Consider the following 23,978-nt stretch of genomic DNA (forward strand, 5'->3'; position numbering starts at 1 on the left):
CCCCGAATACCCCTTCATTCACCCCCGACCGCACTGCGCCACGGTTAACAAAAGATAACGCGGCGTCGATTGTCAGACCTTTCCAAAGCCCGATAGGATAGGTCAGCTTCCGAAGTGGCTCTAGATTGCAGGTTTCAGGACTATGCTCCAGAACAGTCAATCACGATGAGCCCGCTTACGGCGCCCTGAAGGGTTGAATGACCTAACAATAATAATGGGGGAAAGGTCTATGAATGAGCCTGTCATGGCTGTGGGCCGCTGCCGGCCGCCGGTACTGCGCAGAGTCGCGTTGCTGGTCTCGGCGCTCTCGCTGCTGGGCTCTGCCGTGTTGTCTGCACCGGTGATGGCCGTAGCGGCTTCGACATCCGATGTCATCTATTCCGTCGAGTCGGCCAAGGCCAGCAAAACCCTGATGCTCGATGTGGTCCATGCCGGCAAACGCCTGGTGGCGGTCGGTGATCGCGGGCACATTGTCTATTCGGACGATCAGGGCGGTTCCTGGACTCAGGCCAAGGTGCCGACCCGCCAGTTGCTCACCGCAGTATTTTTCGTCGATGACAAACACGGCTGGGCCGTGGGGCACGACGCGCAGATACTGGCCAGCGAAGACGGTGGCAGCACCTGGACCAAGCAATTCGAAGACCTGCCCCGTGAATCGCCGCTGCTGGACGTCTGGTTCAAGGACGCGAGCAACGGTTTTGCCGTGGGCGCCTACGGGGCGCTGTTCGAAACCACCGACGGCGGCAAGCACTGGGAAGAGGTCGGGGATCGTCTCGACAACGAAGACCAGTTCCACCTCAACGCGATAGCTGCGGTGAAAGACGCCGGGCTGTTCATCGTCGGTGAGGCTGGCAGCATGTTCCGCTCCAGCGATTGGGGCCAGACCTGGGAAAAGATCGAAGGCCCATACGAAGGTTCGCTGTTCGGCGTCATCGGCACCGCTCAGCCTTCAACGCTGTTGGCCTACGGCCTGCGCGGCAACCTCTATCGCTCCACCGATTTTGGTAGCACCTGGGAGCAGGTCGAGCTCAAGGCCACCCGCGGTGCCCTGGAATTCGGCCTGTCCGGGGCCACGCTCTTGCCAGATGGCTCCATCGTAATTGTCGGCAATGGCGGCAGTGTGGTGCGCAGCAGTGATGACGGCGTGACCTTCAGCGTGTTCAACCGCCCGGATCGGATTTCCGTGGCGGCTGTCACGGCGGCGGGCAACGGCAATCTGATCCTGGCAGGACAGGGTGGCGTTCATGCCACCACCCCCACCGGCGCTGAATTGAGCAAATGAGCCGCAAACATCCGGCGGGCACAATAACAAGAAGGCGGACCCCATGAGCAGTCATCACCAAGACAAGGCGACGTTCCTCGAGCGCCTGATTTTCAACAACCGCCCGGCAGTGATCGTCATTTGCCTGTTGGTCAGTATTTTCCTGTTCTGGCAGGCCACGCTGATCCGGCCGTCCACCAGTTTCGAAAAGATGATCCCCCTCGAGCACCCCTTCATCGAGAAGATGCTCGAACACCGCAATGACCTGGCGAACCTGGGCAACACGGTGCGGATTTCCGTGGAGGCCACCAACGGTGACATTTTCTCCAAGGATTACATGGAGACCTTGCGCCAGATTCACGACGAGGTGTTCTACATTTCCGGCGTCGACCGCTCCGGCCTCAAGTCGTTGTGGAGCCCGAGCGTGCGCTGGACCGAGGTGACGGAGGAGGGCTTTGCCGGTGGTGAGGTGATTCCCCAGAGCTATGACGGCTCGGCAGACAGCCTCGACCTGTTACGCAACAACGTGCTCAAGTCCGGCCAGGTCGGACGTCTGGTAGCCAACGATTTCAAATCGAGCATCATCGATATCCCGCTGTTGGAGTCCTATCCGGACCCGCAGGACCAGGGCAAGCTGCTGGCCCTGGATTATCAGAAGTTCTCCCACGAACTCGAAGACAAGATCCGCAACAAGTTTGAAGCCCAGAACCCCAACGTAAAGATCCATATCGTGGGCTTCGCCAAGAAGGTCGGTGACTTGATCGACGGCCTGACCATGGTGGTGATGTTCTTCGGCGTGGCCTTCATCATTACCCTGGTGCTGCTGTACTGGTTCACGAACTGCATGCGCAGCACCATTGCAGTGCTGAGCACGACCCTGGTGGCCGTGGTCTGGCAGTTGGGGCTGATGCACGCCGTCGGTTTCGGGCTCGATCCTTATTCGATGCTGGTGCCGTTTCTGATCTTCGCCATTGGTATCTCCCACGGCGTGCAGAAAATCAACGGTATCGCTTTGCAATCCAGTGAAGCGGACAACGCCCTGACGGCGGCGCGGCGCACATTCCGCCAGTTGTTCCTGCCGGGGATGATCGCAATCCTGGCGGATGCCGTCGGCTTCATCACCTTGCTGATCATCGACATCGGCGTGATCCGGGAACTGGCCTTCGGTGCGTCCATCGGCGTGGCGGTGATTGTGTTCACCAACCTGATCCTGTTGCCGGTGGCGATTTCCTATGTCGGCATCAGCAAGCGTGCCATCGAGCGCAGCAAAAAGGATGCGACGCGGGAGCATCCGTTCTGGCGCCTGCTGTCGAAGTTTGCCAGCGCCAAAGTCGCGCCGGTGTCGATCATCCTGGCCTTGATCGCCTTTGGTGGCGGCCTCTGGTACAGCCAGAACCTGAAGATCGGTGACCTGGACCAGGGCGCGCCGGAGTTGCGTCCGGACTCGCGCTACAACCAGGACAACAACTTCATCATCAGCAACTATTCCACCAGCTCCGATGTCCTGGTGGTGATGGTCAAGACCAAGGCTGAAGGCTGCTCACGCTATGAAGCCATGGCTCCCATCGACGAGCTGATGTGGAAAATGCAGAACACCGAGGGGGTGCAGTCGGCGATCTCCCTGGTCACCGTGTCCAAGCAAATGATCAAGGGCATGAACGAGGGCAACCTGAAATGGGAAACCCTGTCGCGTAACCCAGACGTGTTGAACAACTCCATTGCCCGGGCCGATGGCCTGTACAACAACAACTGTTCCGTGGCCCCGGTGTTGGTTTTCCTCAACGACCACAAGGCCGAGACCCTGGACCGCGCCGTGAAGGTGGTGCAGGAGTTTGCCAAGGAAAATAATCGCGACGGCCTGGAGTTCATCCTCGCCGCCGGCAACGCTGGCATTGAGGCTGCAACCAACGAAGTGATCAAGGAATCGGAACTGACCATCCTGGTCCTGGTGTACATCTGTGTGGCAACCATGTGCATGATCACTTTCCGTTCCTGGGCGGCGACGCTGTGCATCGTGCTGCCGCTGGTGCTGACCTCGGTGTTGGGGAACGCCCTGATGGCCTTCATGGGTATCGGTGTGAAGGTCGCGACGCTGCCAGTGGTGGCGCTTGGCGTGGGGATAGGCGTGGACTACGGCATCTATATCTACAGTCGCCTGGAAAGCTTCCTGCGGGCCGGCTTGCCGTTGCAAGAGGCGTACTACCAGACGCTGAAGTCCACCGGTAAGGCCGTGTTGTTCACAGGCCTGTGCCTGGCTATCGGTGTGTGCACCTGGATCTTCTCGGCCATCAAGTTCCAGGCCGACATGGGGCTGATGCTGACGTTCATGTTGTTGTGGAACATGTTCGGGGCACTGTGGCTGCTGCCGGCGCTGGCGCGGTTCCTGATCAAACCTGAGAAAATGGCAGGGCAGAAGAGTAAGTCGTTGTTTGCCCATTAATACATGTGGCGAGGGAGCTTGCTCCCTCGCCACATGTATTACGCCAGCCTTTGAACAGAGATCAAGGCGCCAACGGCAAGAACTTGCTCTGCGCCAACGGCCTGCCGATCTGTCCTCGATGCACATTCACCACCGCATAAGGGCTTTTCGCCTTGGCCAGCATCGAGTGATAGTGCTCCCGGCGTTGCTCCTTGGTTTTCAGATGCGCGACGCTGAAATCCGCTTTCGGCGTATCGGCCGCCTCGTAGTGAAAATGCGCATACCACAGCGGCCAACCGTCGCGGTCATTGATGGCGTACTCCTGAAGGAAATCCTTGCGCTCGCTTTTCAAGGCTTTGCGTTCGCCGAGCCGGGCAACCTGTATCAGGTTCTTTTCGAACAGGTAGCGCAGGTTGCTGTCGGTGGGCGGCAATTTGAAACTCAGTTCGGTACGCAGGGCGCTGCCCCGGGTAGCCAGGCGGGAAGCTGCGTTTGACAGTTCATCGATCAATGTTTGATCTGCTGGTGTGCGCGGTTTTGTCGAGGCGGTGAAGGCCCTTTCCAGTTCTTCGCAGCGTTTGCGGTAGCGACTCGCCTCATTGTTCATGATCTCCTCGATTTCCTGAGGAAAGCGGCACTGGGTTTTATACCGCTCTGCGCTCAGTAAACTGTTTTCCAATTGATCCAGCAGCTTGCGCGCTTCGCTCTTGATCGTTTTGATCGCTCTGGTGCGCGGTGGTGGCGGAACCGGTCGTTGTACTTCGACGATGTCCCAGACGTCATCGTGCTGTGAATACGTGGCGAGTAACTCGTCATCGACTTCGGAGCGTAACTCGACGACTTCAATCGGCAGGGAGGTGCCGGCGGGTTTCAGATCACCAATCAACACGCCGCCCTTACGGGTTTTGATCACCTTTTTTTGCGGACGCCCGCTCGCCGTTTTGGTGCGTTTTTGCGGACGCTTGCGCGGTTGCGGCGCCGGTTTTAGCTCGGCGGACAATGTCTTGGAGGCGTCGTCATAGAGCTGTTCGATCAGCTTGAACAGCCTGTCGAAATAGGATGGGTCAATGTCGCTGGCATTGAGTGCCTTGATGCCCTGCATGGCATCAAGGGAAGCGCCATAGTTTTCGGTCAGACTTTCCAGCACTTCAAGCCGCTCCGAAGGGGGCAGGTCATATGTTCCCAGGTCGGAGTGGGAGCGCACCTGTTCCAGCAAGAACTTGATGAGGTTATGCAGACTGGCGGGAAGGTCGGAGTCGGGGTTTTTGACCAGCAGGGCCCCGAGTATGGGTAACTGCACGGCCTTGGTGGCCAGCGCCGTTCTTTCTTCCTCGGGACGGTCCTTGGTCAGCCGCTCGAATATCTGCGCGCCTTCGGCATCCAGGTTCAATAGCGCGTCCAGGTGTCGATCTTTGAGTTCCAGCCAATAGATGGAACGATCGTTGATGACGCTCATTGCGTCGAGGTACGCAAAGTAGCCTGCGGGGTTGTCGGCGACAGCCTCCTTCAACGCCGGTCCGTTTTTTATGAATTGGATATTGGCGGCATCCAGGGCCAATAAATCCAACTCGACGACAAGAAAGGCTTTACGGGCATTGTTGACCACGTTTTCCATCAGGGCGCGAAGCATTTCCGGGGGCAATGTCATGTCAAGGCCGGCATATTCGGTTGCTTTGTTCAGCAGCCGCAGATAGTCGTCAGTCTGGTCCTGGAGCAATTCATAAAACTGCGTACGTTTTGCCGCACGTTGCTCCTCGGTAAAGGCGCCTTCCTGAGTTCTGCTCATGACTTCCTGGGCAACTTGCACGGCCTTTAGCTTATCGGCTTCCTGTGCATGATAATTCGCCAGCTCCCGGCTCAGTTCCATCCCCCGCTGGGCCCTGAGCTTGCGCAGTTCGGCCACCCGCTTTGGGGGCATACCCCCGCGCAGACGCAGGCGTAGATCCATGGACCAGTTGCCTTGGGTATCCGATTTCAACACCGGACCATTTTTTGCCGAGTCTCGTGGAGCCTGCGGGTCGACGATCACCGTATTGCCGTCCGGCTCCGGACTGATCCGATAGAGTAGGTCTTCCACCAGTGCGTGCCATTTGTTCTGGATGACGTACAAGCCTGTGTAGGGGCCATATTTGATCGGTTCAGGCATTGAAGTGGGACGTGGCACCTGTAGCCGCTGCAGCCGGTTACGTTGTTCCGCTGTCAGGCGCTGGCGGGCACTGGCGAAACTGAGATCCAGGTGCCTGCTGGCGCCCTGCAAGTGTTCGCCGGGCAAGCCCACCGGCCCTTCGAGAATGCGGGGCGACGCAGGCGCGGGCCATTGCTCAGGGATGGTGCGTGGCGCAGGAGGACGCATCGCCTGTTCCTTCAGTGCATCGGGCAACGGTGCATGGGACAAGGCGCTGATGGCGGGAAACTGGTGTACCAGCATGCCGAGGTTGAGCAGCAGATCGACAGCGGCCAGTTCCCGGGTCACCGGGTCTTCGCTGCTCAGGGCCGGGATATCCTGGCTGGCGCTGGCCATCAGGCTCCACAGCCAGAAGGTGACCATCACCGGACCGCGCAGTAAGGGCATCAGCAGCGTATTGAACAGCAGGCTGCCGCCCTTGAGGAGCAAGGCCCAGCGGCTCTCGCTGTTGGAGACTGAATCACGGTCGGCCTGGGAGATCAGGGCGCGGGCATTGCTGCCGTACAGATACTGCATCAGTTCGCCGTTGCGCAGGAACTGCCGCAGTTCATCGTTTGCACCGTCGATGGCCAGCGTCGCAGGGGCGGGCTTGGCGGGGAGGTTGAATTCATCGCCCTGGAAAAACCGCACGATGTGCGGCTCCTGGAAGCCGCCATTGGCATAGATCGGTCGTGCGGCATCAGTCATCCAGGTCAGGATGCTTTTTTGCAGGTCCCCTGGGGTGACGACGGCCTTCAGCAGTGCCTCGCGCGTCGGGAACTCTTGCAACGAGGGCGCGTAAAGTGGGCGATACAGCAGGTGTGGTCCGGTTTGGACATTCTCCGGCTCGATAATGAACATATTGTTCACGATGTCGGGGTGGGCCTCGGGTTTGCGCAGGAAGGCCAGGTGGCGGATGACCACCGACTGGCCGCTGACCTGTTGGCTATCTGCGTCGGGATTGAGGAGCGCTTCAACCAGGCCCAGTCCTTGGCGGGTCACACCGTTTTCGTGGTTGAGCATTTGCTGGAGGGCTTCAAGCGTTAGCTGTGCCGGAATCTGTTCGGCAAACATCCGCTGGCGTTCCTGGGCTTGAGGTACATCGTCCAACAGCCGTTGTTGCAGGTAGCGGGGATAGGCCGAACCAATGTCGACCTGTTCGATCAGCCCGTTCTTGCGGGTAATGAAGTCCGGCGTCAACCACCGGGGCAGCGTCAGGCCCAAGCGATGGCTGAGGATCAGGTTTGCACTCGGTCGGGCGATGAGGTTGTTGATGGCCAGCTCGGTCAGGCTCATCGTCCGTTTTTCGATGATCCCTGTGGTCCCGGGATAACCGGCCGCCACGCTGAAGGTCAGTTCTATATCATCAGGCTGGTATTGGCTGGGTTGAGCCTTGTCCGGGTGGCTGTCGTTGGTTTGCCGCATCTGTTTGAGCAGGGCGTCGGCGGTAAAGGCCTTGATGTCTTCAATGTCGCTGAGAAAGGTGCGGCCCTGGTGGCGTTTTTTCGCGCTGGCCAATGTCAGGCTGTAGTGCTGGAATTTCGTTTGATCGACGATGGAAGCTTTTTTCAACCAGTCGGGCAACAGCGGCTCGATCCGTGCCGACGTTTCCGGCGTCAGACGCGGCGCGTCAAGCAGATAACGGGCAGGGTCGCTCAGCTCCTGGTAGAGCGTCGACAGGTCTTGCAGGCCAATCCGCGAAGGCAACTGCACTGCGTTCAGGTCGGCCAGTTGCTGCTCCAGCACCATAGCCGCCTGGGTGTCGAAGACATTGCCACTGATCTCGTTGCGTTGACAGGTGAGCGTGTCGACCACATACCGGCTGGCGATCAGTGCGCCCCAATGGTGATTGAAGGCTTCCAGGGATGCAAACGACTGCACGGCGCCGCCAGGGCTGCATAGCAGGAGGAGGGTGACGCCCTTTTTGGAGTGGTCCAGGAGAATTTCGCTGCCGGTCAGCACGGTGTTGGAGCCGTCTCGGATGAGCTTGGTTTCCAGGCTGTAAGCGTAGACGGGGGATGGGTTGTTGCGGCGAAAGCGCTGCTCGCGCTCCGGCCAGCGGACGATCTGGTCCAGGGCTTCGCGCGCCTGGTCAGTGAGGCCGGGTTGTCGCAGCCTGCGGATAGACAGCGTGTTCTTCAGTGCATCGCTGAGCCAGCGCCAGCGGCTGAGGTTATTGCTTGTGTCGATTCCGGCGTTCCAATAGCGGGTCAGCGCATCCTCCAGCCCGATCGGTACGGTCCAAGGCAGTTCAAGCAGCAGTTTTTCGATGACCTTGATGTCCAGCTTCCCGTCGTCTGGTGAGAGCTCGCGGGGCGGTGCGTCGGAAAGAAAACAGCGACGCCCACCGCGCTCCGTGAAATCCACGGGCGTGCCGAGGGCCAGGTATTCGAGGACGCGGGGCATGAACGGTTGGAGCGTAAAGCCGCGAGAGGCTGGGTCCGGTGTGGCCAATCGGGTCTTGGACAGGTCGAAGGTCAGCGAGGGGTATTTTTCCTTGATGGCTTGCTCGAGCATGCGTTGCGCGATTTCTTCGAAGGTCGGGCGGCTGGCAAATAGCAGGCTGACCCTTTGTGCCAACGCGGGGAGCGTATTGGCCGGAGCGGGTGCGGTCATATGAAATCCTTTTCATAAATTCATGGCCGCCGGGAGTGACGACGAGGGAAGTATCGACATCCCGCTCCTGCGAGGGCGGTAAATAAATACCACCCTGGCGAATGCGGGTTATGCCTGGCCTCGTCGGGAGGGAAGATCAGGAAGGATCTGCGCCCAGCACCACATTCAGTGCGCTGCGGGCATCGTCAAGCTGCACCAGCGTGGCATGGCGGGCGCCGAGGGCGTCGCGGTTCTCGATGGCGGTGAGGATCGCCTTGTGGCGCGGCATCGCCAGTTCATGCAGGTTGGGCCGCTGGTTGGAGTGCTTGAGGGCTTCGGCGATGGCCACCGACAACATGTTGCACAGGTTGGCGAGCAGGTCGTTGTGGGTGGCATCGGCGATGCGGCTGTGGAAGTCCAGGTCCGGTTGCAGCACCGCTTCGGGGGTCGGTGCCGCCTCCATGCGCTGGTAGGCCTCGCGGATGGCAGCGATGTCGGTATCGTTGGCGAACTGTGCGGCGAGGGCCGCGGCGGCCGGCTCGATGATGCTGCGCACGCTGGTCAGCAGATTGAAGAACTCATTCTGCGGGCTGCTTTGCATCAACCAGTGCAGCACATCGGGGTCGAGCATGTGCCATTCCCGACGCGCCTTGACCACCGTGCCAACCCGTGGCCGCGAATACACCAGACCCTTGGCTACCAGCACGCGCGTGGCCTCGCGCAACACCGGACGGCTGACGGCATACTCCTCGCACAACAAAGCTTCGGCGGGCAGTTTATCGTCGGGTTTGAACCGCCCGGAAACGATCTGCATGCCCAGTTCCTGGACGATGCGCGCGTGCATGCTTTTGCGGTCGGAGGGTTTACGGTAGTCCATGGGGGGTGGCGCGATCCTGTGCGAAGGGGATGCTGCGCATGATAGCAGGCGCGGCGAGGGCGGGTCGCTAGTGCGATTTTGATGTACACCCGAACCCATTGTGGGAGCGAGCCTTTGTGGGAGCTGAGCTTGCTCGCGATGAGGCCCTGCCAGTCAATATCTCTGTTGTCTGTTACACCGCTATCGCGAGCAAGCTCAGCTCCCACAAAAAGCTTGCTCGCGCAAGGGGATGAGTGGGGTCAGTGGGAGTGACGCGGCACCTCGGCGCCGCGGCAACCGACCAGGAAGTCGAAGTCACAACCCTGGTCCGCTTGCAGCACATGGTCGATGTACAGCTGGCGGTAGCCGCCCACCAACAGGTTCTGCGCTGGCGGGAGGTCGGCCAGGCGGGCGGCCAGTTCGGCGTCGCAAATGTCCAGGTGCAGACGCCCGCTGGCGCAGTCCAGTTCGATCCAGTCACCTTCCTTCACGGCCGCCAGTGGTCCGCCGGCTGCGGCTTCCGGAGCCACATGCAGCACCACGGTGCCGTAGGCGGTGCCGCTCATGCGCGCATCGGAGATACGCACCATGTCGGTCACGCCCTGGGCCAGCAACTTGGCCGGCAAGCCCATGTTGCCCACTTCGGCCATGCCCGGATAACCCTTGGGCCCGCAGTTCTTCATCACCAGGATCGAGCTGGCATCGACATCCAGTTCCGGATCATTGATCCGCGCCTTGTACTCGTCGAAGTTCTCGAACACCACCGCGCGACCACGATGTTGCATCAGCTCGGGCGTGGCGGCGGAGGGTTTGAGTACCGCGCCGAGGGGGGCCAGGTTACCGCGCAGCACGCAGATACCGCCGTCGGCCCGGATCGGGTTGTCCAGGGTACGAATGACTTCGTCCTGGCCATAGATCGGTGCGTCCTTGGTGTTCTCGCCAAGACTCTTGCCGTTGACGGTCAGCGCGTCGGGGTTAGGGATCAGGTTGGCTTCGCCGAGACGGCGCAGCACGGCGGGCAAACCACCGGCGTAATAGAACTCCTCCATCAGGAAGCGTCCGGACGGCTGCAGGTCGACGATGGTCGGCATGCCTCGACCGATGCGGGTCCAGTCGTCCAGGTCCAGTTGCACGCCGATGCGTCCGGCAATGGCCTTGAGGTGGATCACCGCGTTGGTCGAGCCGCCGATGGCTGCGTTGACCCGGATGGCGTTCTCGAAAGCCTCCTTGGTCAGGATCTTCGACAGCTTCAAGTCTTCACGGACCATTTCCACCGCACGCATGCCGGACATGTGGGCCAGCACATAACGGCGCGCGTCCACCGCCGGAATCGCGGCGTTGTGCGGCAGGGACGTGCCGAGGGCTTCGGCCATGCAGGCCATGGTCGAGGCGGTGCCCATGGTGTTGCAGGTCCCGGCCGAGCGGGACATGCCGCCCTCGGCCGCAAGGAAATCATCGATCGTGATGGTGCCGGCCTTGACCTGTTCGCTCAACTGCCAGACCACCGTGCCCGACCCGATGTCCTGGCCCTTGTGCTTGCCGTTGAGCATCGGTCCGCCGGTAACGACGATGGCCGGCACGTCACAACTGGCGGCCCCCATCAGCAAGGCTGGGGTGGTCTTGTCGCAACCGGTGAGCAGCACCACGCCGTCAATCGGATTGCCGCGAATGGCTTCCTCCACATCCATGCTCGCCAGGTTGCGCGTCAGCATGGCAGTCGGGCGCAGGTTCGATTCGCCGTTGGAGAACACCGGAAACTCCACCGGGAAGCCCCCGGCCTCGATCACGCCGCGCTTGACGTGTTCGGCGATCTGCCGGAAGTGCGCGTTGCATGGCGTCAGCTCCGACCAGGTGTTGCAGATGCCGATGATTGGCTTGCCATGAAACTGATGGTCGGCGATGCCCTGATTTTTCATCCAACTGCGGTACATGAAGCCGTTTTTGTCGGCGGTGCCAAACCATTGGGCCGAGCGCAGGGAGGGTTTCTTATCAGACATGATCGATTCTCTTATTGTATGACTATATTGTTTTAGCTTGCGCCTAACATAAGCGCAATTTGCTCGGTTTGGAAGTGTTGTTGGGTAAATAGTATTACTATATAGTCCGATTCAACGGAGGGATTGTCCTGGCGCTCATTGGTCAGAGAAATCCCCCAAGGTTCTATAACAACAACAATCGGAGACCGGTCCCATGAGCCAGGAATTGCGGCTGATTCGCCGCATCACGCTGAAACTGATTCCTTTCCTGATCCTGCTATACCTGATCGCCTACGTGGACCGTTCAGCCGTGGGTTTCGCCAAGCTGCACATGGGCGCCGACATCGGCATCGGCGACGCCGCCTACGGCCTGGGCGCGGGGTTGTTTTTCATTGGCTACTTCCTGCTTGAGATCCCCAGCAACCTGATGCTGGAACGCTTCGGTGCCCGGCGCTGGTTCGCGCGGATCATGATCACCTGGGGCGCCATCACCATCGGCATGGCGTTTGTGCAAGGGCCTTACAGCTTCTATGTGATGCGCTTTCTGCTCGGCGCGGCGGAAGCCGGATTCTTCCCCGGCGTGCTGTACTACATCACCCAATGGTTCCCGGTCCGCCATCGCGGCAAGATCCTGGGCCTGTTCATTTTGTCTCAGCCCATCGCCATGATGATCACCGGCCCCGTCTCCGGCGGCTTGCTGGGCATGGACGGCATCCTGGGCTTGCACGGCTGGCAGTGGTTGTTCATCGTCATCGGTCTGCCGGCGGTCTTGCTGACCTGGCCGGTGCTGCGTTATCTGCCGGATGGTCCGCAACAGGTGAAGTGGATGGACCAGGCCGAAAAGGACTGGCTGACCGGTGAACTGAAAAAAGACCTTGAGGAATACGGCCAGACCCGGCACGGCAATCCGCTGCACGCCTTGAAGGACAAGCGTGTCCTGCTGCTGGCGCTGTTCTATCTGCCGGTGACCCTGAGCATCTACGGGCTGGGCCTGTGGCTGCCCACGTTGATCAAGCAATTTGGCGGCACCGACCTGGTGACCGGTTTCGTGTCCTCGGTGCCCTACATCTTCGGCATCATCGGTTTGCTGATCATTCCTCGCAGTTCCGACCGCTTGAACGATCGCTACGGTCATCTGGCCGTGCTCTATGTGCTGGGCGCCATCGGTCTGTTCCTCAGTGCCTGGCTGACGGTGCCGGTGTTGCAACTGGCGGCGCTGTGCCTGGTGGCGTTCGCGCTGTTTTCCTGCACCGCGGTGTTCTGGACCTTGCCGGGGCGTTTCTTTGCCGGCGCCAGTGCGGCGGCGGGTATCGCGCTGATCAACTCGGTGGGCAACCTGGGTGGCTACATCGGGCCGTTCGTGATCGGTGCGCTGAAGGAATACACCGGCAACCTGGCGTCGGGGCTGTACTTCCTGTCCTGCGTGATGGTGTTCGGCCTGGTGTTGACCGGCGTGGTGTATCGCCTGCTGGAGCGCAAGCATGTGCTGCCGGCGGAGCAGTTCGCGGCCAGCGCCCGGGGGGCGACGCGGACCTGAGGTGATTGAAATCCCCTGTGGGAGCGAGCCTGCTCGCGATTGCGATCTGTCAGTCGCATCAATGTTGCTGACCCAACGCTATCGCGAGCAGGCTCGCTCCCACAGGGATCAGCGTGTTATTCAAGCTTTGTTTGCAGGGAGAAAAATATGCGTTTAGTTCAGTTCGAATTGAATAACGGCGAACGCCGCGTCGGCGTGGTCGATGGCGAGCAAGTGCGCGAAGTGCAGGGCGCCCGGACCGTGCGCGACCTGGCTCTGGCGGCCATTGAGGCGGGTGTGAAGCTTGAGCAGCAGGTCAACAGCCTGGGCCTGGGAACCGCCCATGACTACCCGCAGTTACTCAGCGAACTGCGCATTCTGCCCCCGCTGGACCACCCGGACCCGGCGCACCTGCTGGTCAGCGGCACCGGCCTGACCCACCTGGGCAGTGCCTCGGCCCGGGACAAGATGCATCAGCAGGCCGGCGACGAAACAGCCATGACCGACACCATGCGCATCTTCAAGTGGGGCGTGGAGGGCGGTAAGCCTCAGAGCGGACAGGCCGGTGTGCAACCGGAGTGGTTCTACAAGGGCGACGGCAGCATCGTGGTCCGTCCGGGCCATCCGTTCCCGCTGCCGCCGTTTGCCGAAGATGCCGGCGAAGAGCCGGAAATCAGCGGGTTGTATGTCATCGGCCACGACGCTAAGCCATACAGACTGGGCTTTGCGGTGGGTAACGAGTTTTCCGATCATGTGATGGAACGCAAGAATTACCTGTACCTGGCCCATTCGAAATTGCGCAGCTGCAGCTTTGGCCCGGAACTTCGCCTGGGTGAACTGCCTCAACATCTTTCCGGGACCAGTCGTATCCTGCGCAACGGCCAAGTACTGTGGCAGAACGAATTTCTCAGTGGCGAGGCGAACATGTGCCACAGCCTCGAAAACCTTGAGTTCCACCATTTCAAGTACAGTCAGTTCCTGCGTCCGGGTGACGTGCACGTGCATTTTTTCGGCACCGCGACCCTGTCGTTCGCCGACGGCATCCGCACGCAACCGGGGGACGTGTTCGAAATCAGCCAGGCCGAATTCGGCGCACCGCTGGTCAACGGCATTGCCCCGGTGGACGCGGTGTTCAACCCGGGTACTATCGGCACACTTTAAAGGAGACTTTCGATGAACCAGATCCTTGGCCACAACTACATTGGTGGCGCGCGTAGCGCGGCCGGCCAGACACGCTTGCAGAGCCTTGACGCCAGCAGCGGCGAAGCCTTGCCCCATGAGTTCGTCCAGGCGACGGCCGAAGAAGTTGACGCTGCCGCCAAGGCTGCGGCTGCCGCTTATCCGGCCTACCGCCGCTTGAGCGCAGTGCGCCGGGCCGAGTTCCTCGAAGCCATTGCCGATGAGCTGGATGGCTTGGGCGATGAGTTCGTGGCCGTGGTCTGCCGGGAAACCGCCTTGCCGGCGGCGCGGATCCAGGGTGAGCGCGGTCGCACCAGCGGTCAGATGCGTCTGTTCGCCAAGGTCCTGCGTCGCGGCGATTTCTACGGCGCGCGCATCGACCGTGCCTTACCGGAACGCACACCGTTGCCGCGCCCGGACTTGCGTCAGTACCGCATCGGCCTGGGGCCGGTTGCGGTGTTTGGCGCCAGTAACTTTCCTCTGGCATTTTCTACAGCCGGTGGCGACACCGCGTCGGCCCTGGCCGCGGGTTGCCCGGTGGTGTTCAAGGCCCACAGCGGCCACATGGCAACGGCCGAATGGGTGGCTGATGCGATTATCCGCGCGGCTGAAAAAACCTCGATGCCCGCCGGCGTATTCAACATGATCTACGGCGGTGGTGTTGGCGAATGGCTGGTCAAGCATCCGGCGATCCAGGCGGTAGGCTTCACCGGTTCCCTCAAGGGCGGCCGGGCCCTGTGCGACATGGCCGCCGCGCGGCCCCAGCCGATCCCGGTATTCGCCGAGATGTCGAGCATCAACCCGGTGATCGTGTTGCCGCAAGCGTTGGAAAAGCGTGCCGACAGCGTCGCCCGCGATTTGACCGCTTCGGTGGTGCAGGGTTGTGGCCAGTTCTGTACCAACCCCGGTTTGGTGATCGGTATCCGCTCGCCGCAATTCAGCGCCTTCACCCAACAAGTGGCCGCGCTGATCGGCGATCAGGCCCCGCAAACCATGCTCAATGCCGGCACGCTGCAAAGCTACGGCAAGGGCCTGCAGAAGTTGCTGGCTCACCCGGGCATCGAACATCTGGCCGGACGTGCGCAACAGGGCAACCAGGCCCAGCCGCAGTTGTTCAAGGCTGACGCCAGCTTGTTGATCAACGGTGACGAGGCGCTGCAAGAAGAAGTGTTCGGCCCGACCACGGTGTTTGTCGAAGTGGCGGACCCAGCCGAGCTCACTGCCGCGCTGAACGGCCTGCACGGTCAGTTGACTGCAACCATGATCGGGGAGCCAGCGGATTTCGAGCAGTTCAGCGAATTGACTCCGTTGCTGGAGCAAAAAGTCGGTCGCATCCTGCTCAACGGTTATCCAACCGGCGTCGAGGTTTGCGACTCGATGGTCCATGGCGGGCCTTACCCGGCGACGTCCGATGCCCGTGGGACTTCGGTGGGTACGCTGGCGATCGATCGTTTCCTGCGCCCGGTGTGCTTCCAGAACTACCCCGACAGCCTGTTGCCCGAGCCTTTGAAAAACGCCAATCCGCTGGGCATCCAGCGATTGGTCGATGGGGTGCCGGGGCGCGAGGCGCTCTGATCGCAGTCAGGCAGTTGCATTGAAGTTCAATGGGTTGCCGCTATCGCGAGCGGGCTCGCTCCCACAGTGGATGGGTGGTGAATACAAGATGTGTGTTCGCTGCAAATCCAATTGTGGGAGCGAGCCTGCTCGCGATGGCGATCTGGCAGTTGACCGTGCTTTCGAACCTTTTGGCCCAAGGCCCACTCCCACATTGGGTTATCATGAGCACTTTCCCAACGACCGACTGATCGCCATGACTGCCTTGACCGACACCCTGCTGCACGCCCTCGAAACCTGCGACATGCTGATCATCGACGGGCTGCACGCATTCGATTTTTCCCTCGACGAACAAGACCAGTTGCACGTCGAGTGCATGAACGGTCGCACTCTCGAGCATTGGCGCTTCACGCCTGCGCAGATGGAGGCCGCGACGTTCGACGTGGTCAAGAAACACTGGATCATCACCAGCGATTCGGGCGACCACCACTTGGAGTGCGTGGAAGCGACCAGCGGCCACGACGATGAGGAAGACACACATGAGGATGCGTAGTTTCTGGCCCTTGTTGATGGCCGGTAGCGTGGGTGCCATGGGCGTCCAGGCAGAGACCGATGAGCGCCATCAACTGTTGGTGGGTTCCTATACCGCCGGCCAGAGCCAGGGCATCTACCGCCTGCAATTCGACAGCCGCAACGGCCAGCTCGATGCCCAGCCGTTGCAAGTGATCAAGACCGACAACCCATCGTGGCTGACCCTTTCCAGGGACATGAGCCGGCTGTTCGTGGTGAATGAAAACGGGCCGGGGCAAAAAGACCCGGTGGGCAAGGTCAGCAGCTACGCCATTGACCCGAAGACCCATGAGCTGAGCCTGATCAGTCAGGTGCAGTCATTGGGCAACGAACCGACTCATTCGAGCCTCAGTGGCGATGGTCGACATTTGCTGGTCAGCAACTATTCGGTGGTGGAAGACCCGGGAGGCACCCTGGCGGTGTTGCCGGTGGGAACCGACGGTAAGCTGTCGCCGGTGGTGCAACTGAGCAGCCATCAACCGAGTCGGATCAATCCCGAGCGGCAGATGTCCGCCCATGTGCACTCGGCCGTGTCTTCGCCCGATGGCAAGTACGTGTTCGCCAGCGACCTGGGGGCGGACAAGGTGTTCATCTACCGCCACGACCCCAAGGCCAACCCCGAACTGCCACTGACCGCCGCCGATCCGGCCTTCGTGCAGTTGCCGCCCGGCAGCGGCCCGCGTCATTTGCTGTTCAGCGCCGACGGCAAGCATGCGTGGCTGACCATGGAAATGAGCGCCCAGGTGGCGGTGTTCGATTATCAGGATGGGCGTTTGACCCAGCGGCAACTGGTCGACCTGGCAGCGGGCAAACCACAGCCCGGTAGGGCGGCGGCAGCGCTGCATGCCTCCAAGGATGGCAAGTTCCTGTACGTCAGCAATCGTGGCACCACCAACGAAGTGCTGGTGTTCGCCATCGACCCGACTGCCGGCACGCTGACAGAGCTTCAGCGCCGCTCCGTGGAGGGGGATCATCCGCGGGAATTCAGCCTCGATCCGAGCGGGAAATTCCTGCTGATCGCCAATCAGAAGAGCAACCAGATCGTGGTTCTCGAGCGTGACCCCAAGACCGGCCTGCTGGGTAAAACCGTGCAAAAGCTGGCGATGGATGCGCCGAGCGACTTGAAGTTCATGCTCCCTCAGTAAAGCGCAGGCCCCGATTTTCGGGGCCTGCGTCGCTGTATCAACAAGACTGATATTCGCTAGTGTTGCAAAGCATTTCAAAGCGAGACGCCTCGGCGCGTAAGTTTGCTTCACGGCCCAACCGGGCAGGTAAGCCAACTCATCCGAGGACTATCGACATGAATCTGAATCTCTTCTCCGTGATCGCTGCTTCCGCTATCTCCGCCACCGTAGCGCTGCCAGCCAGTGCCAACATTGAAATCAGCGACAAGAAAAATCGCACCCAGAGCTATACCGAAAAATACCTGCAACAGAGCGCCAACTTCTACGCCGCCCTGGACCACAAGACCCAACACTGAACCGCGCTGAAGACTGAAGCCTGCGATCTTTTCATCTTTGAAAAAGAGAAAAAATCGCAGGCTTTGCCTGCTCCTACGAAAAACCCGCTGTAATATCACATGGCCATGTGTTTAAATTTGACGCTAGTAAATTGACTCCTTCTCCAACAAGAGATCGACACTATGGCGATGCGTCTGGCAATGATGCTGCTGTTTCTCTATTCCACCCCCATTGTTTCGGCCGCCCAGCCGACCCCCGGCGAGCCGGACGCTGCTCGTGAGCGATTATTGAGCCTGCTTAGGGACTGATCTGTTTGGATTAGTAATCAATAAAACTGATAGACACTATGCGTATTTGTCGCTATTAAAATCGGTTTAGTTGATTGATTCTGTGGGCACTGAAACATGCCCACGGAGAACCCCATGGCCAGCGCAATCCTATCTTCTGCCAGACACGGCGCGTACATCGCCATCGGCCTGTACGTGGCGATGGTGTTGGTGGTCAGCCTCGGTGCCCAATACCAAGGCTCTGTCGAAACCTCTCTCCAGGCCGCCCGGCCTTCTGTTCATTATGGTTCCCCGGTTGCCCGCGCCGCGCTCGAGCATGGCGCCGCAAAAGGGGCGGTCGGCGCATGAACAGAAGCAAGTTTTGGGTGATCGCATTCCTGGCGTTCATCACCAATGGTTTTTCATTGCTGGGTCTGGGGCAAGCCTCGGCGGGATCTCTGGCGCGGACCATCGAGTGCAACCACAACATCGCGCACAACATCCTGACCGCCAAGGCTTTGGGGGCGTTGGTGGGGAATCCGCCGGTCAAGCCCAGGCTTGCCGTCTTCGGGCCTTTCCAGGTCGATTGTGCAGTGGTGCGCATGTGCAGCGTGGCTGCCTGAAGCAAGCCACAAAAGCTGTTCACCGGGTGGGTGATTGCTTGGCCATGATCGCCACGAACAACTCGGAATCCAGCAAGCCTTGCAGCCAACGCTGTAGGCGAGGGTAGGGCGCTGCGGCAAACCATTCCCGGTCGACATGAGCAAACTGCCGTACGAACGGCATCACCGCCACGTCGGCCAGGCTCTGGTGAGCCGCTGCCAGAAATGCTCGGGTTTCAAGCAACGCTTCCAGCCTGCGCAAGAAGACCTCGCCCTCGGTCCGATAATGTTCCAATGGATACTCGGGATGGCGCTCGGGGTATTTGTAGCGGTTCAGATAAAGCTTGAAGACCTGGTCGTTTTCCTCGATCAACGCGGCTGTCAACGCCTGGCCTTCGAGGTCGCCAAGCAATCTCCAATTATCCGGATCATGCTGCGCCAGGGCCCAGTGCATGATCTCCAGGCTTTCATCAATCACCTTGCCATCGACCTGCAGCACCGGCACCGTACCCTTGCTGGAAAGCGCCAGCATTTCGGGCGGCTTGGCCTTGAGGCTGACTTCGACAATGTTCAAATCGACCGCGCTGTAGCGCAACGCCATGCGCGCTCGCATCGCGTAGGGACAACGCCGGAACGAGTAGAGCGTGGCGCGGCTCATTTCACCTCCACGGTACTCAAGCCATTCCCTTGACGACGAACCTGGATCTGCACCGGGATCCGCTCATGCATTTCCTGCACGTGGGAAATCACCGCAACCTTGCGTCCCTGGGCTTGCAAACCGTCGAGAGCATCCATGGCCAGTTGCAGCGATTCGGGGTCCAGGCTGCCAAAGCCTTCGTCAATGAACAGCGATTCGATTTTCAGCGTGCTGGACGCCATCGAGGCCAGGCCCAGCGCCAAGGCCAGGGAAACCAGGAAGGTTTCACCGCCGGACAACGAATGCACCGAGCGCAGCTCATCGCCCATCTCTGTGTCCATCACCAGAAGCCCCAACATGCTGCCACCGCGTTTGAGCCGGTAGCGGCGCACCAATTGTCGTAGCTGCACGTTGGCGTGATGCACCAGCAAATCGAGGTTGTACGCCTGCGCCAGCTTGCGGAAGCGGTCGCCGGTGGCCGAACCGATCAGCGCATCGAGCCGTGCCCAGCGCTGGTACTCGGTATAAGCCTGTTCGATCTGCTGGGCCAGGGCCTGGTTGGCGTTCTGCCTGCGCTGGTCCTCGGCCTGTTCGGCGCGTAGTTCGGCGCAGCGCTGCTCGCTGGCGGTAAATTGGCTTTGAAGTTCGGTGAGGGCCTGGGCCAGTTGTTCAGATTCCAGATTGCCGTTGTGCTGGGCCTGATGCTGTTGCAGGCGCTGCTCGCGTTCAGTAAGCAACACGCGGGCTTGCTCAATGGCTTTTTCGCTGTTGAGCAGTTGTTGGCGCAGTTGGCCGACGCTTTGCTCGTCCAGGTCAAGCAAGGCGGCCAGAGAGGCATCATCCAGTTCCGGGTGGCTGGTGCGCCATTGTGCGATGCCAGCGGCCAAGGCCGTGTGTTCAGTGTCCAGCGCTTGAGCCTGTTCCTGGCGGGCCTTGAGTTCGGCGGCCAGTTCCACTCGGTTGTGGCGTAGCGCTTGCAGTTGTTGATTGGCCGCTGTTTCGGCGCTGTGGGCCTGTTCCAGGGCCTGGTCGAGTTGCTGCTGCCATTGTTCGGCGCTGGTGTGTTCGCCCAGCAATTGCTTGAGCCGCTGCTGGCAGGCCTGCTGTTGTTCCGTCAGGGCGCTCAGTTGCCGTTGCGCCAACTCCAACTGCTGGAGGCGGGTATGCTGGCGATCCTGCTCTTTCTCCAGGGCCTGCTGACGCTGAAGCTGCTCGCTGAGTTCGTCGCGTTGCTGTTCCAGGTGCGCCAGGCGTTGAGCGATCTGCTGGTCAAGCTGCATGAAGGTCGCGGCCGGCTCGGTGCGCAGGGCCTGTAGTGTGTCTGCCGGCAACAGCGTACGGAAGTGGCTCAGTTCCTCGTCCAGGCGCTGGCGATCCCGGGCCAGCTCCTGCTGTTGGTTGTTCAGGTGCAATGATGCCTGCTGATGCGCAGTTTCAGCCTCGCGCAAGTGCTGCGCCAGGCGCGCGGCGTCCTGTTGCAGCGTCAGCAGGGCGGCCTGGCGTTGTTCGTCCTGACTGATGCGCAGGTTGAGCTGACTGCTTTGCTGGTCCAGCCAGGCGTCGCGTTTGGCCGCATCCTGGGCCAGCAGTTGCACCGAGAGCGGATGGCTTTCAAGGGCGGGCGCCAGACTTTGATGCTGGCTGGCGAGCTGTTCCTGTTGCTGCTTGAGTTCTTTGAGCTGGGCGATGACGCCGCTGTATTGCGCGCGCAGGTCGATGACTTTTTCATGGAGCGACTCGACGGCTTTGCGTGCATTGGCCTCTTCGGTTTCATCAAAACGCCCCAGGTTTTGCAGCAAGGCTTCGGGCTGATGGTAAGGATGCTCGACGCTGCCACACACCGGGCATGGCTGGTCATCCTTGAGCTGTTCACGCAATTGTTCGACGCTTTCGCTGCGGGCCAGGCGCTGACGCTCCAGCAGTTGGCGGGTGACGCTCAGGGTCTGTTCGGCAATCGCCAGTTCGGCCTTGGCTTCGCTGCCTTCGCGTACCAATCGGTCGCGTTCCTGCAACGCCTGTTGCTGGCGCTGTTCAAGCTCGGCACCTCGCTTGTCCAGCTCTTGCTGGCTGGCCCAGAGCCGCGTCAGATCCTCGAATGCACGCAGTTGCTTGCGATTGTCTTGCAGCAGATTAGCGAGCAACTGGATCTGCTCGGCCACCGCTTGCGGTTCGGCGTCGGCTTCCTTGTAGAGCACTTCGAGGTTTTGCCGGTGGGTTGCCAGGTGCTCGGCGGCGTGGGCGGCATTTTGCTCCAGGGTGGCGAGTTCAACCTGACCCTGGTTCAGGCGATTGCCAATCAGCATCAGCTGTTGGAGGCGATCACGATAGGCCTGCCAGGCGTCGCTCAACGGCGCCAGGTGAGTGCTTTGTTCAAGCTCCCCGGCGATTCGCTGCAAGCGCTCGGCCACCTGTTTTTGCTGCTCAAGCAGCGTGTCGATGGTGCGCTGGCCTTCGCTACAGGCGTGTTGTGCCTGCTCCTGGCGTTCGGCGCTTTGGCGAGCCTCCTTGTCGAGGCGGGCGAGGGTGCCTTGTTCTTCAAAGGCCTGGCGCAGCAAGGGGGCGCTGTCGGTGCTTTGTTGTCGGGCTGCGGTCAGCGCCAGTTGCGCAACGCCCAGGCCTTTCTCCAGCTCGGCCTGGCGTTCATGCAGATCGATCTGTTGCTGGTTGAGCTGCTGAACCTGTACCGCCAGGGGTTCGAGCTGCCGGGTCAGTTCCGTCTGGCGGATGAACTGATGCCGTTGCGGCGCGAGTTGTTCCAGGCGGGTCAGCTTCAGGCGTTCGTCGGCCAGGGCGTCCCAGTCAGCTTGGGCCTGTTGCAGTTGCTCGGCGGCGCTGGCCCGTTGCTCTTGCAACTGGCGCAGTTCCTTGAGCCAGGTGTGTTGCTGCTCCAGTTGCTTGAGTTGCGCCTGTTGGGTCTTGAGCTGTTGCTGGGCTTCGTTGAAGCGCTGGTCCAGTTCGGCGCGGGCCTCTGGGGCCAGGGGTGTGACGCCCGTGGCCTGGTCCTGCAATTGCTTGTGGGACTCTTTGGCTTGCTTGGCCTTGTCGAAGGCGCGCCGGCCCAATCGGGTATACAGGGCCGTATCAGTGAGCTTTTCCAGCAGCTCGCTGCGGTCGTTGTCGTCGGCCTTGAGAAATGCGCTGAACTCGCTTTGGGCCAGCAACACGGCACGAGTGAACTGTTCAAAGTTCAAGCCCAGGGCGGCTTCGAGCTGGGCCTTGTATTCGCCTTTCTGACTCGCCAGCAACTGATCGTTGTCCAGATCCCGCAGGCTCTGGCGGCTGGCTTGCAGCTTGCCACCGGCCTTTTCCCGGGCGCGATTGGCTTCCCAGCGCGCCCGGTAGCGACGGCCGTCGATGCCGCGAAAATCCACTTCGGCGTAACCATCGCCAGTACCACGGCGCAGCAGCGTACGCGGATCGCCCGTAGCGATTTCGCCGTCGGCGTCCGGCACCTTGGCGTCGCGCCCGGTGTTGTTGAGGCGCGGCACGGCGCCGAACAGCGCCAGGCACAACGCGTCGAGCAGGGTGCTTTTACCGGCGCCTGTGGGGCCGGTGATGGCGAACAGGCCTGCACTGGCAAGCGGTTCGGCGGTGAAGTCTATTTCGAAGGGCCCGGCCAGGGACGCGAGGTTCTTGAGACGGATCGCGAGAATTTTCATGGCTGCTCGCCCTCCATCTGCACGTCTTGCAACAGCACGGCAAAATCCTTGAGGGTCTGTTCGTCCACTTCGTTGCCGTAGGTGTCCTGCCAGGCGCGGCTGAACAATTCCTGCGGGCTCAACTGATCCAGTTCCACCAACGCGGCGCCGTCATCGACGTTTGTGCTGCCGCCGTTGCCGGCGTATTCGGCGGCGATCCGCACCAGGCGCACGGCTTTGCCTTGCAGGGCGGTTTCCACTTGATGGCGCAGGTCAGGCTGCGGCTCATCGAGGCGCACCCGCACCTCCAGCCAGGGCTGGCGCTGGACATCGGCCAACAGGTCGATGTCCGGCAGGTCCTTGAGTTGCACCAGAATATCGGCCAGGGGTGCCGGGCCCAGGCGCTGCAGATTGACGGCCCGGGGAATCAGCCGTGGCTCGACTTTGACCAGGGTTTCGCCTTCCAGGGTGATATCGAGAATCTGATGCTGATAACCGATTTCCGAAAATGACAATGGAATCGGCGAGCCGCTGTAGCGGATGCGCTCTTCGCCGTTGACCTTTTGTGGTTTGTGCAAATGGCCGAGGGCGACGTAGCTGATGCTCGGGCCGAACAGGCTGGCGGGCAGGGCCTCGGCGTTGCCAATGATCAGGCTGCGCTCGGAATCCTCGGACACCGAGCCGCCGGCCATGTGAGCGTGGCTGATGGCGATCAGCGCCTGGCCCTTCTTGCGTTTGTCGTTGGCGGCGGCGATCAGCCATTCATGGACCTGACCGATGCCCCGCAGGTAATCGTCACCCAGTTGTGCGCCGGTCACCTCGGCAGGCCGCAGGAATGGCAGGGCCAGGCACCAGGCCTTGACCTTGCCCTTGGCGTCGGGCAACGGCAGCAGCAAGCGCTCGACGTCCAATTGCCCGTCGTCCAGCCACAACACCCGGCCCAGGGCATGGGTGCGCAACCGACGCATCAGCGGCGCTGGCAGTTCGATGCGCGAACCGGAGTCGTGGTTGCCGGCGATCATCACAATGGTCAGGTTGGCGTTTTGTTCATGGGCACTGACGATGAAGTCGTACAGCCGCTCCTGGGCTTTGACCGGCGGGTTCACCGTGTCGAAGATATCCCCGGCAATCAGCAGCACGTCGGGCTTTTCACTGGTCAACTGACGCAGCAGCCAGTCAAGGAAACAGGCGTGTTCGAAGTCGCGTTCCTGACCGTGCAGGTTTTGCCCAAGGTGCCAGTCGGAGGTGTGGAACAGACGCAAGATGAACTCCAGAAAACAGATGA

At 60.7% G+C, this 23,978-nt stretch carries 17 protein-coding genes; 11 read left to right on the forward strand and 6 right to left on the reverse strand.

Annotated elements, in window-relative coordinates; genetic code table 11:
- Positions 1-229 precede the first annotated feature (229 nt).
- Positions 230-1,282: a WD40/YVTN/BNR-like repeat-containing protein gene (locus CRX69_RS16585; protein ID WP_107322360.1), complete on the forward strand. Its 1,053-nt coding sequence runs from the start codon at positions 230-232 to the stop codon at positions 1,280-1,282.
- A gap of 43 nt (positions 1,283-1,325) precedes the next feature.
- Entirely contained in the window at positions 1,326-3,701 is a 2,376-nt protein-coding gene (locus tag CRX69_RS16590) for an efflux RND transporter permease subunit (RefSeq protein ID WP_047225780.1), read from the forward strand.
- A 61-nt stretch (positions 3,702-3,762) separates the two neighbouring features.
- Here CRX69_RS16590 and CRX69_RS16595 read toward each other — a convergent pair whose 3' ends face one another.
- The 3 genes from CRX69_RS16595 to CRX69_RS16605 all read right to left on the reverse strand — a co-directional run bounded on the left by CRX69_RS16595 (position 3,763) and on the right by CRX69_RS16605 (position 11,292).
- Positions 3,763-8,460 (reverse strand): dermonecrotic toxin domain-containing protein, encoded by a 4,698-nt coding sequence (locus CRX69_RS16595; RefSeq protein WP_107322361.1) that lies wholly within the window; start codon positions 8,458-8,460, stop codon positions 3,763-3,765.
- Positions 8,461-8,596: 136 nt separating this feature from the next.
- A complete protein-coding gene (locus tag CRX69_RS16600) occupies positions 8,597-9,316 on the reverse strand; it encodes a FadR/GntR family transcriptional regulator (protein ID WP_047225782.1) in 720 nt (239 codons plus the stop codon).
- 239 nt (positions 9,317-9,555) lie between these two features.
- Entirely contained in the window at positions 9,556-11,292 is a 1,737-nt protein-coding gene (locus CRX69_RS16605) for an IlvD/Edd family dehydratase (RefSeq protein ID WP_047225783.1), read from the reverse strand.
- A gap of 193 nt (positions 11,293-11,485) precedes the next feature.
- On the opposite strand from CRX69_RS16605, the gene CRX69_RS16610 reads away from it, so the two are divergent.
- From CRX69_RS16610 to CRX69_RS16645, 9 genes are all read left to right on the forward strand, one after another.
- Positions 11,486-12,808, forward strand: coding sequence for an MFS transporter (locus tag CRX69_RS16610; protein WP_107322362.1), 1,323 nt, complete (start codon positions 11,486-11,488; stop codon positions 12,806-12,808).
- 147 nt (positions 12,809-12,955) lie between these two features.
- Positions 12,956-13,948, forward strand: a complete 993-nt coding sequence (gene araD1 / locus CRX69_RS16615) for an AraD1 family protein (protein WP_107322363.1) — start codon at positions 12,956-12,958, stop codon at positions 13,946-13,948.
- Positions 13,949-13,960: 12 nt separating this feature from the next.
- On the forward strand, positions 13,961-15,541 hold the full coding sequence (locus tag CRX69_RS16620; RefSeq protein ID WP_107322364.1) for an aldehyde dehydrogenase (NADP(+)): 1,581 nt from the start codon (positions 13,961-13,963) through the stop codon (positions 15,539-15,541).
- Positions 15,542-15,776: 235 nt separating this feature from the next.
- Complete coding sequence (locus CRX69_RS16625) at positions 15,777-16,073, forward strand: DUF5629 family protein (RefSeq protein ID WP_173406906.1); 297 nt, start codon at positions 15,777-15,779, stop codon at positions 16,071-16,073.
- Positions 16,060-17,235, forward strand: coding sequence for a lactonase family protein (locus CRX69_RS16630; protein WP_107322366.1), 1,176 nt, complete (start codon positions 16,060-16,062; stop codon positions 17,233-17,235). Before CRX69_RS16625 ends, CRX69_RS16630 begins: the two co-directional genes overlap by 14 nt.
- A 155-nt stretch (positions 17,236-17,390) precedes the next feature.
- Positions 17,391-17,570, forward strand: a complete 180-nt coding sequence (locus tag CRX69_RS16635; protein ID WP_047225788.1) for a hypothetical protein — start codon at positions 17,391-17,393, stop codon at positions 17,568-17,570.
- A 162-nt stretch (positions 17,571-17,732) separates the two neighbouring features.
- Positions 17,733-17,858 carry a hypothetical protein gene (locus tag CRX69_RS28080; RefSeq protein ID WP_256676792.1) on the forward strand — a complete coding sequence of 42 codons (126 nt, stop codon included), beginning with the start codon at positions 17,733-17,735 and terminating at the stop codon, positions 17,856-17,858.
- Positions 17,859-17,972: 114 nt separating this feature from the next.
- Positions 17,973-18,185 carry a hypothetical protein gene (locus tag CRX69_RS16640; protein WP_047225789.1) on the forward strand — a complete coding sequence of 71 codons (213 nt, stop codon included), beginning with the start codon at positions 17,973-17,975 and terminating at the stop codon, positions 18,183-18,185.
- Entirely contained in the window at positions 18,182-18,439 is a 258-nt protein-coding gene (locus CRX69_RS16645) for a hypothetical protein (protein ID WP_107322367.1), read from the forward strand. The genes CRX69_RS16640 and CRX69_RS16645 overlap by 4 nt, the downstream gene beginning before the upstream one ends.
- A 19-nt stretch (positions 18,440-18,458) precedes the next feature.
- Here CRX69_RS16645 and CRX69_RS16650 read toward each other — a convergent pair whose 3' ends face one another.
- From CRX69_RS16650 to CRX69_RS16660, 3 genes are read right to left on the reverse strand one after another with little or no spacing between them, the layout of a single operon-like run.
- Complete coding sequence (locus CRX69_RS16650; protein WP_107322368.1) at positions 18,459-19,076, reverse strand: glutathione S-transferase; 618 nt, start codon at positions 19,074-19,076, stop codon at positions 18,459-18,461.
- Positions 19,073-22,714, reverse strand: coding sequence for an SbcC/MukB-like Walker B domain-containing protein (locus CRX69_RS16655; RefSeq protein WP_107322369.1), 3,642 nt, complete (start codon positions 22,712-22,714; stop codon positions 19,073-19,075). Before CRX69_RS16655 ends, CRX69_RS16650 begins: the two co-directional genes overlap by 4 nt.
- On the reverse strand, positions 22,711-23,955 hold the full coding sequence (locus CRX69_RS16660; protein ID WP_047225793.1) for an exonuclease SbcCD subunit D C-terminal domain-containing protein: 1,245 nt from the start codon (positions 23,953-23,955) through the stop codon (positions 22,711-22,713). Before CRX69_RS16660 ends, CRX69_RS16655 begins: the two co-directional genes overlap by 4 nt.
- Positions 23,956-23,978 lie beyond the last annotated feature (23 nt).

The organism is Pseudomonas rhizophila, assembly GCF_003033885.1.
Taxonomy (GTDB): Bacteria; Pseudomonadota; Gammaproteobacteria; order Pseudomonadales; family Pseudomonadaceae; genus Aquipseudomonas; species Aquipseudomonas rhizophila.

What these genes read in the sequence shown, in the direction of transcription:
- CRX69_RS16650 (WP_107322368.1), bottom strand. Translation starts at nt 19,076, where the DNA reads ATGAGCCGCGCCACGCTCTACTCGTTCCGGCGTTGTCCCTACGCGATG.
- CRX69_RS16630 (WP_107322366.1), top strand. Translation starts at nt 16,060, where the DNA reads ATGAGGATGCGTAGTTTCTGGCCCTTGTTGATGGCCGGTAGCGTGGGT.
- CRX69_RS16645 (WP_107322367.1), top strand. Translation starts at nt 18,182, where the DNA reads ATGAACAGAAGCAAGTTTTGGGTGATCGCATTCCTGGCGTTCATCACC.
- araD1 (WP_107322363.1), top strand. Translation starts at nt 12,956, where the DNA reads ATGCGTTTAGTTCAGTTCGAATTGAATAACGGCGAACGCCGCGTCGGC.
- CRX69_RS16585 (WP_107322360.1), top strand. Translation starts at nt 230, where the DNA reads ATGAATGAGCCTGTCATGGCTGTGGGCCGCTGCCGGCCGCCGGTACTG.
- CRX69_RS16595 (WP_107322361.1), bottom strand. Translation starts at nt 8,460, where the DNA reads ATGACCGCACCCGCTCCGGCCAATACGCTCCCCGCGTTGGCACAAAGG.
- CRX69_RS16600 (WP_047225782.1), bottom strand. Translation starts at nt 9,316, where the DNA reads ATGGACTACCGTAAACCCTCCGACCGCAAAAGCATGCACGCGCGCATC.
- CRX69_RS16590 (WP_047225780.1), top strand. Translation starts at nt 1,326, where the DNA reads ATGAGCAGTCATCACCAAGACAAGGCGACGTTCCTCGAGCGCCTGATT.
- CRX69_RS16640 (WP_047225789.1), top strand. Translation starts at nt 17,973, where the DNA reads ATGGCCAGCGCAATCCTATCTTCTGCCAGACACGGCGCGTACATCGCC.
- CRX69_RS16610 (WP_107322362.1), top strand. Translation starts at nt 11,486, where the DNA reads ATGAGCCAGGAATTGCGGCTGATTCGCCGCATCACGCTGAAACTGATT.
- CRX69_RS16620 (WP_107322364.1), top strand. Translation starts at nt 13,961, where the DNA reads ATGAACCAGATCCTTGGCCACAACTACATTGGTGGCGCGCGTAGCGCG.
- CRX69_RS16655 (WP_107322369.1), bottom strand. Translation starts at nt 22,714, where the DNA reads ATGAAAATTCTCGCGATCCGTCTCAAGAACCTCGCGTCCCTGGCCGGG.
- CRX69_RS16635 (WP_047225788.1), top strand. Translation starts at nt 17,391, where the DNA reads ATGAATCTGAATCTCTTCTCCGTGATCGCTGCTTCCGCTATCTCCGCC.
- CRX69_RS16605 (WP_047225783.1), bottom strand. Translation starts at nt 11,292, where the DNA reads ATGTCTGATAAGAAACCCTCCCTGCGCTCGGCCCAATGGTTTGGCACC.
- CRX69_RS16625 (WP_173406906.1), top strand. Translation starts at nt 15,777, where the DNA reads ATGACTGCCTTGACCGACACCCTGCTGCACGCCCTCGAAACCTGCGAC.
- CRX69_RS28080 (WP_256676792.1), top strand. Translation starts at nt 17,733, where the DNA reads ATGGCGATGCGTCTGGCAATGATGCTGCTGTTTCTCTATTCCACCCCC.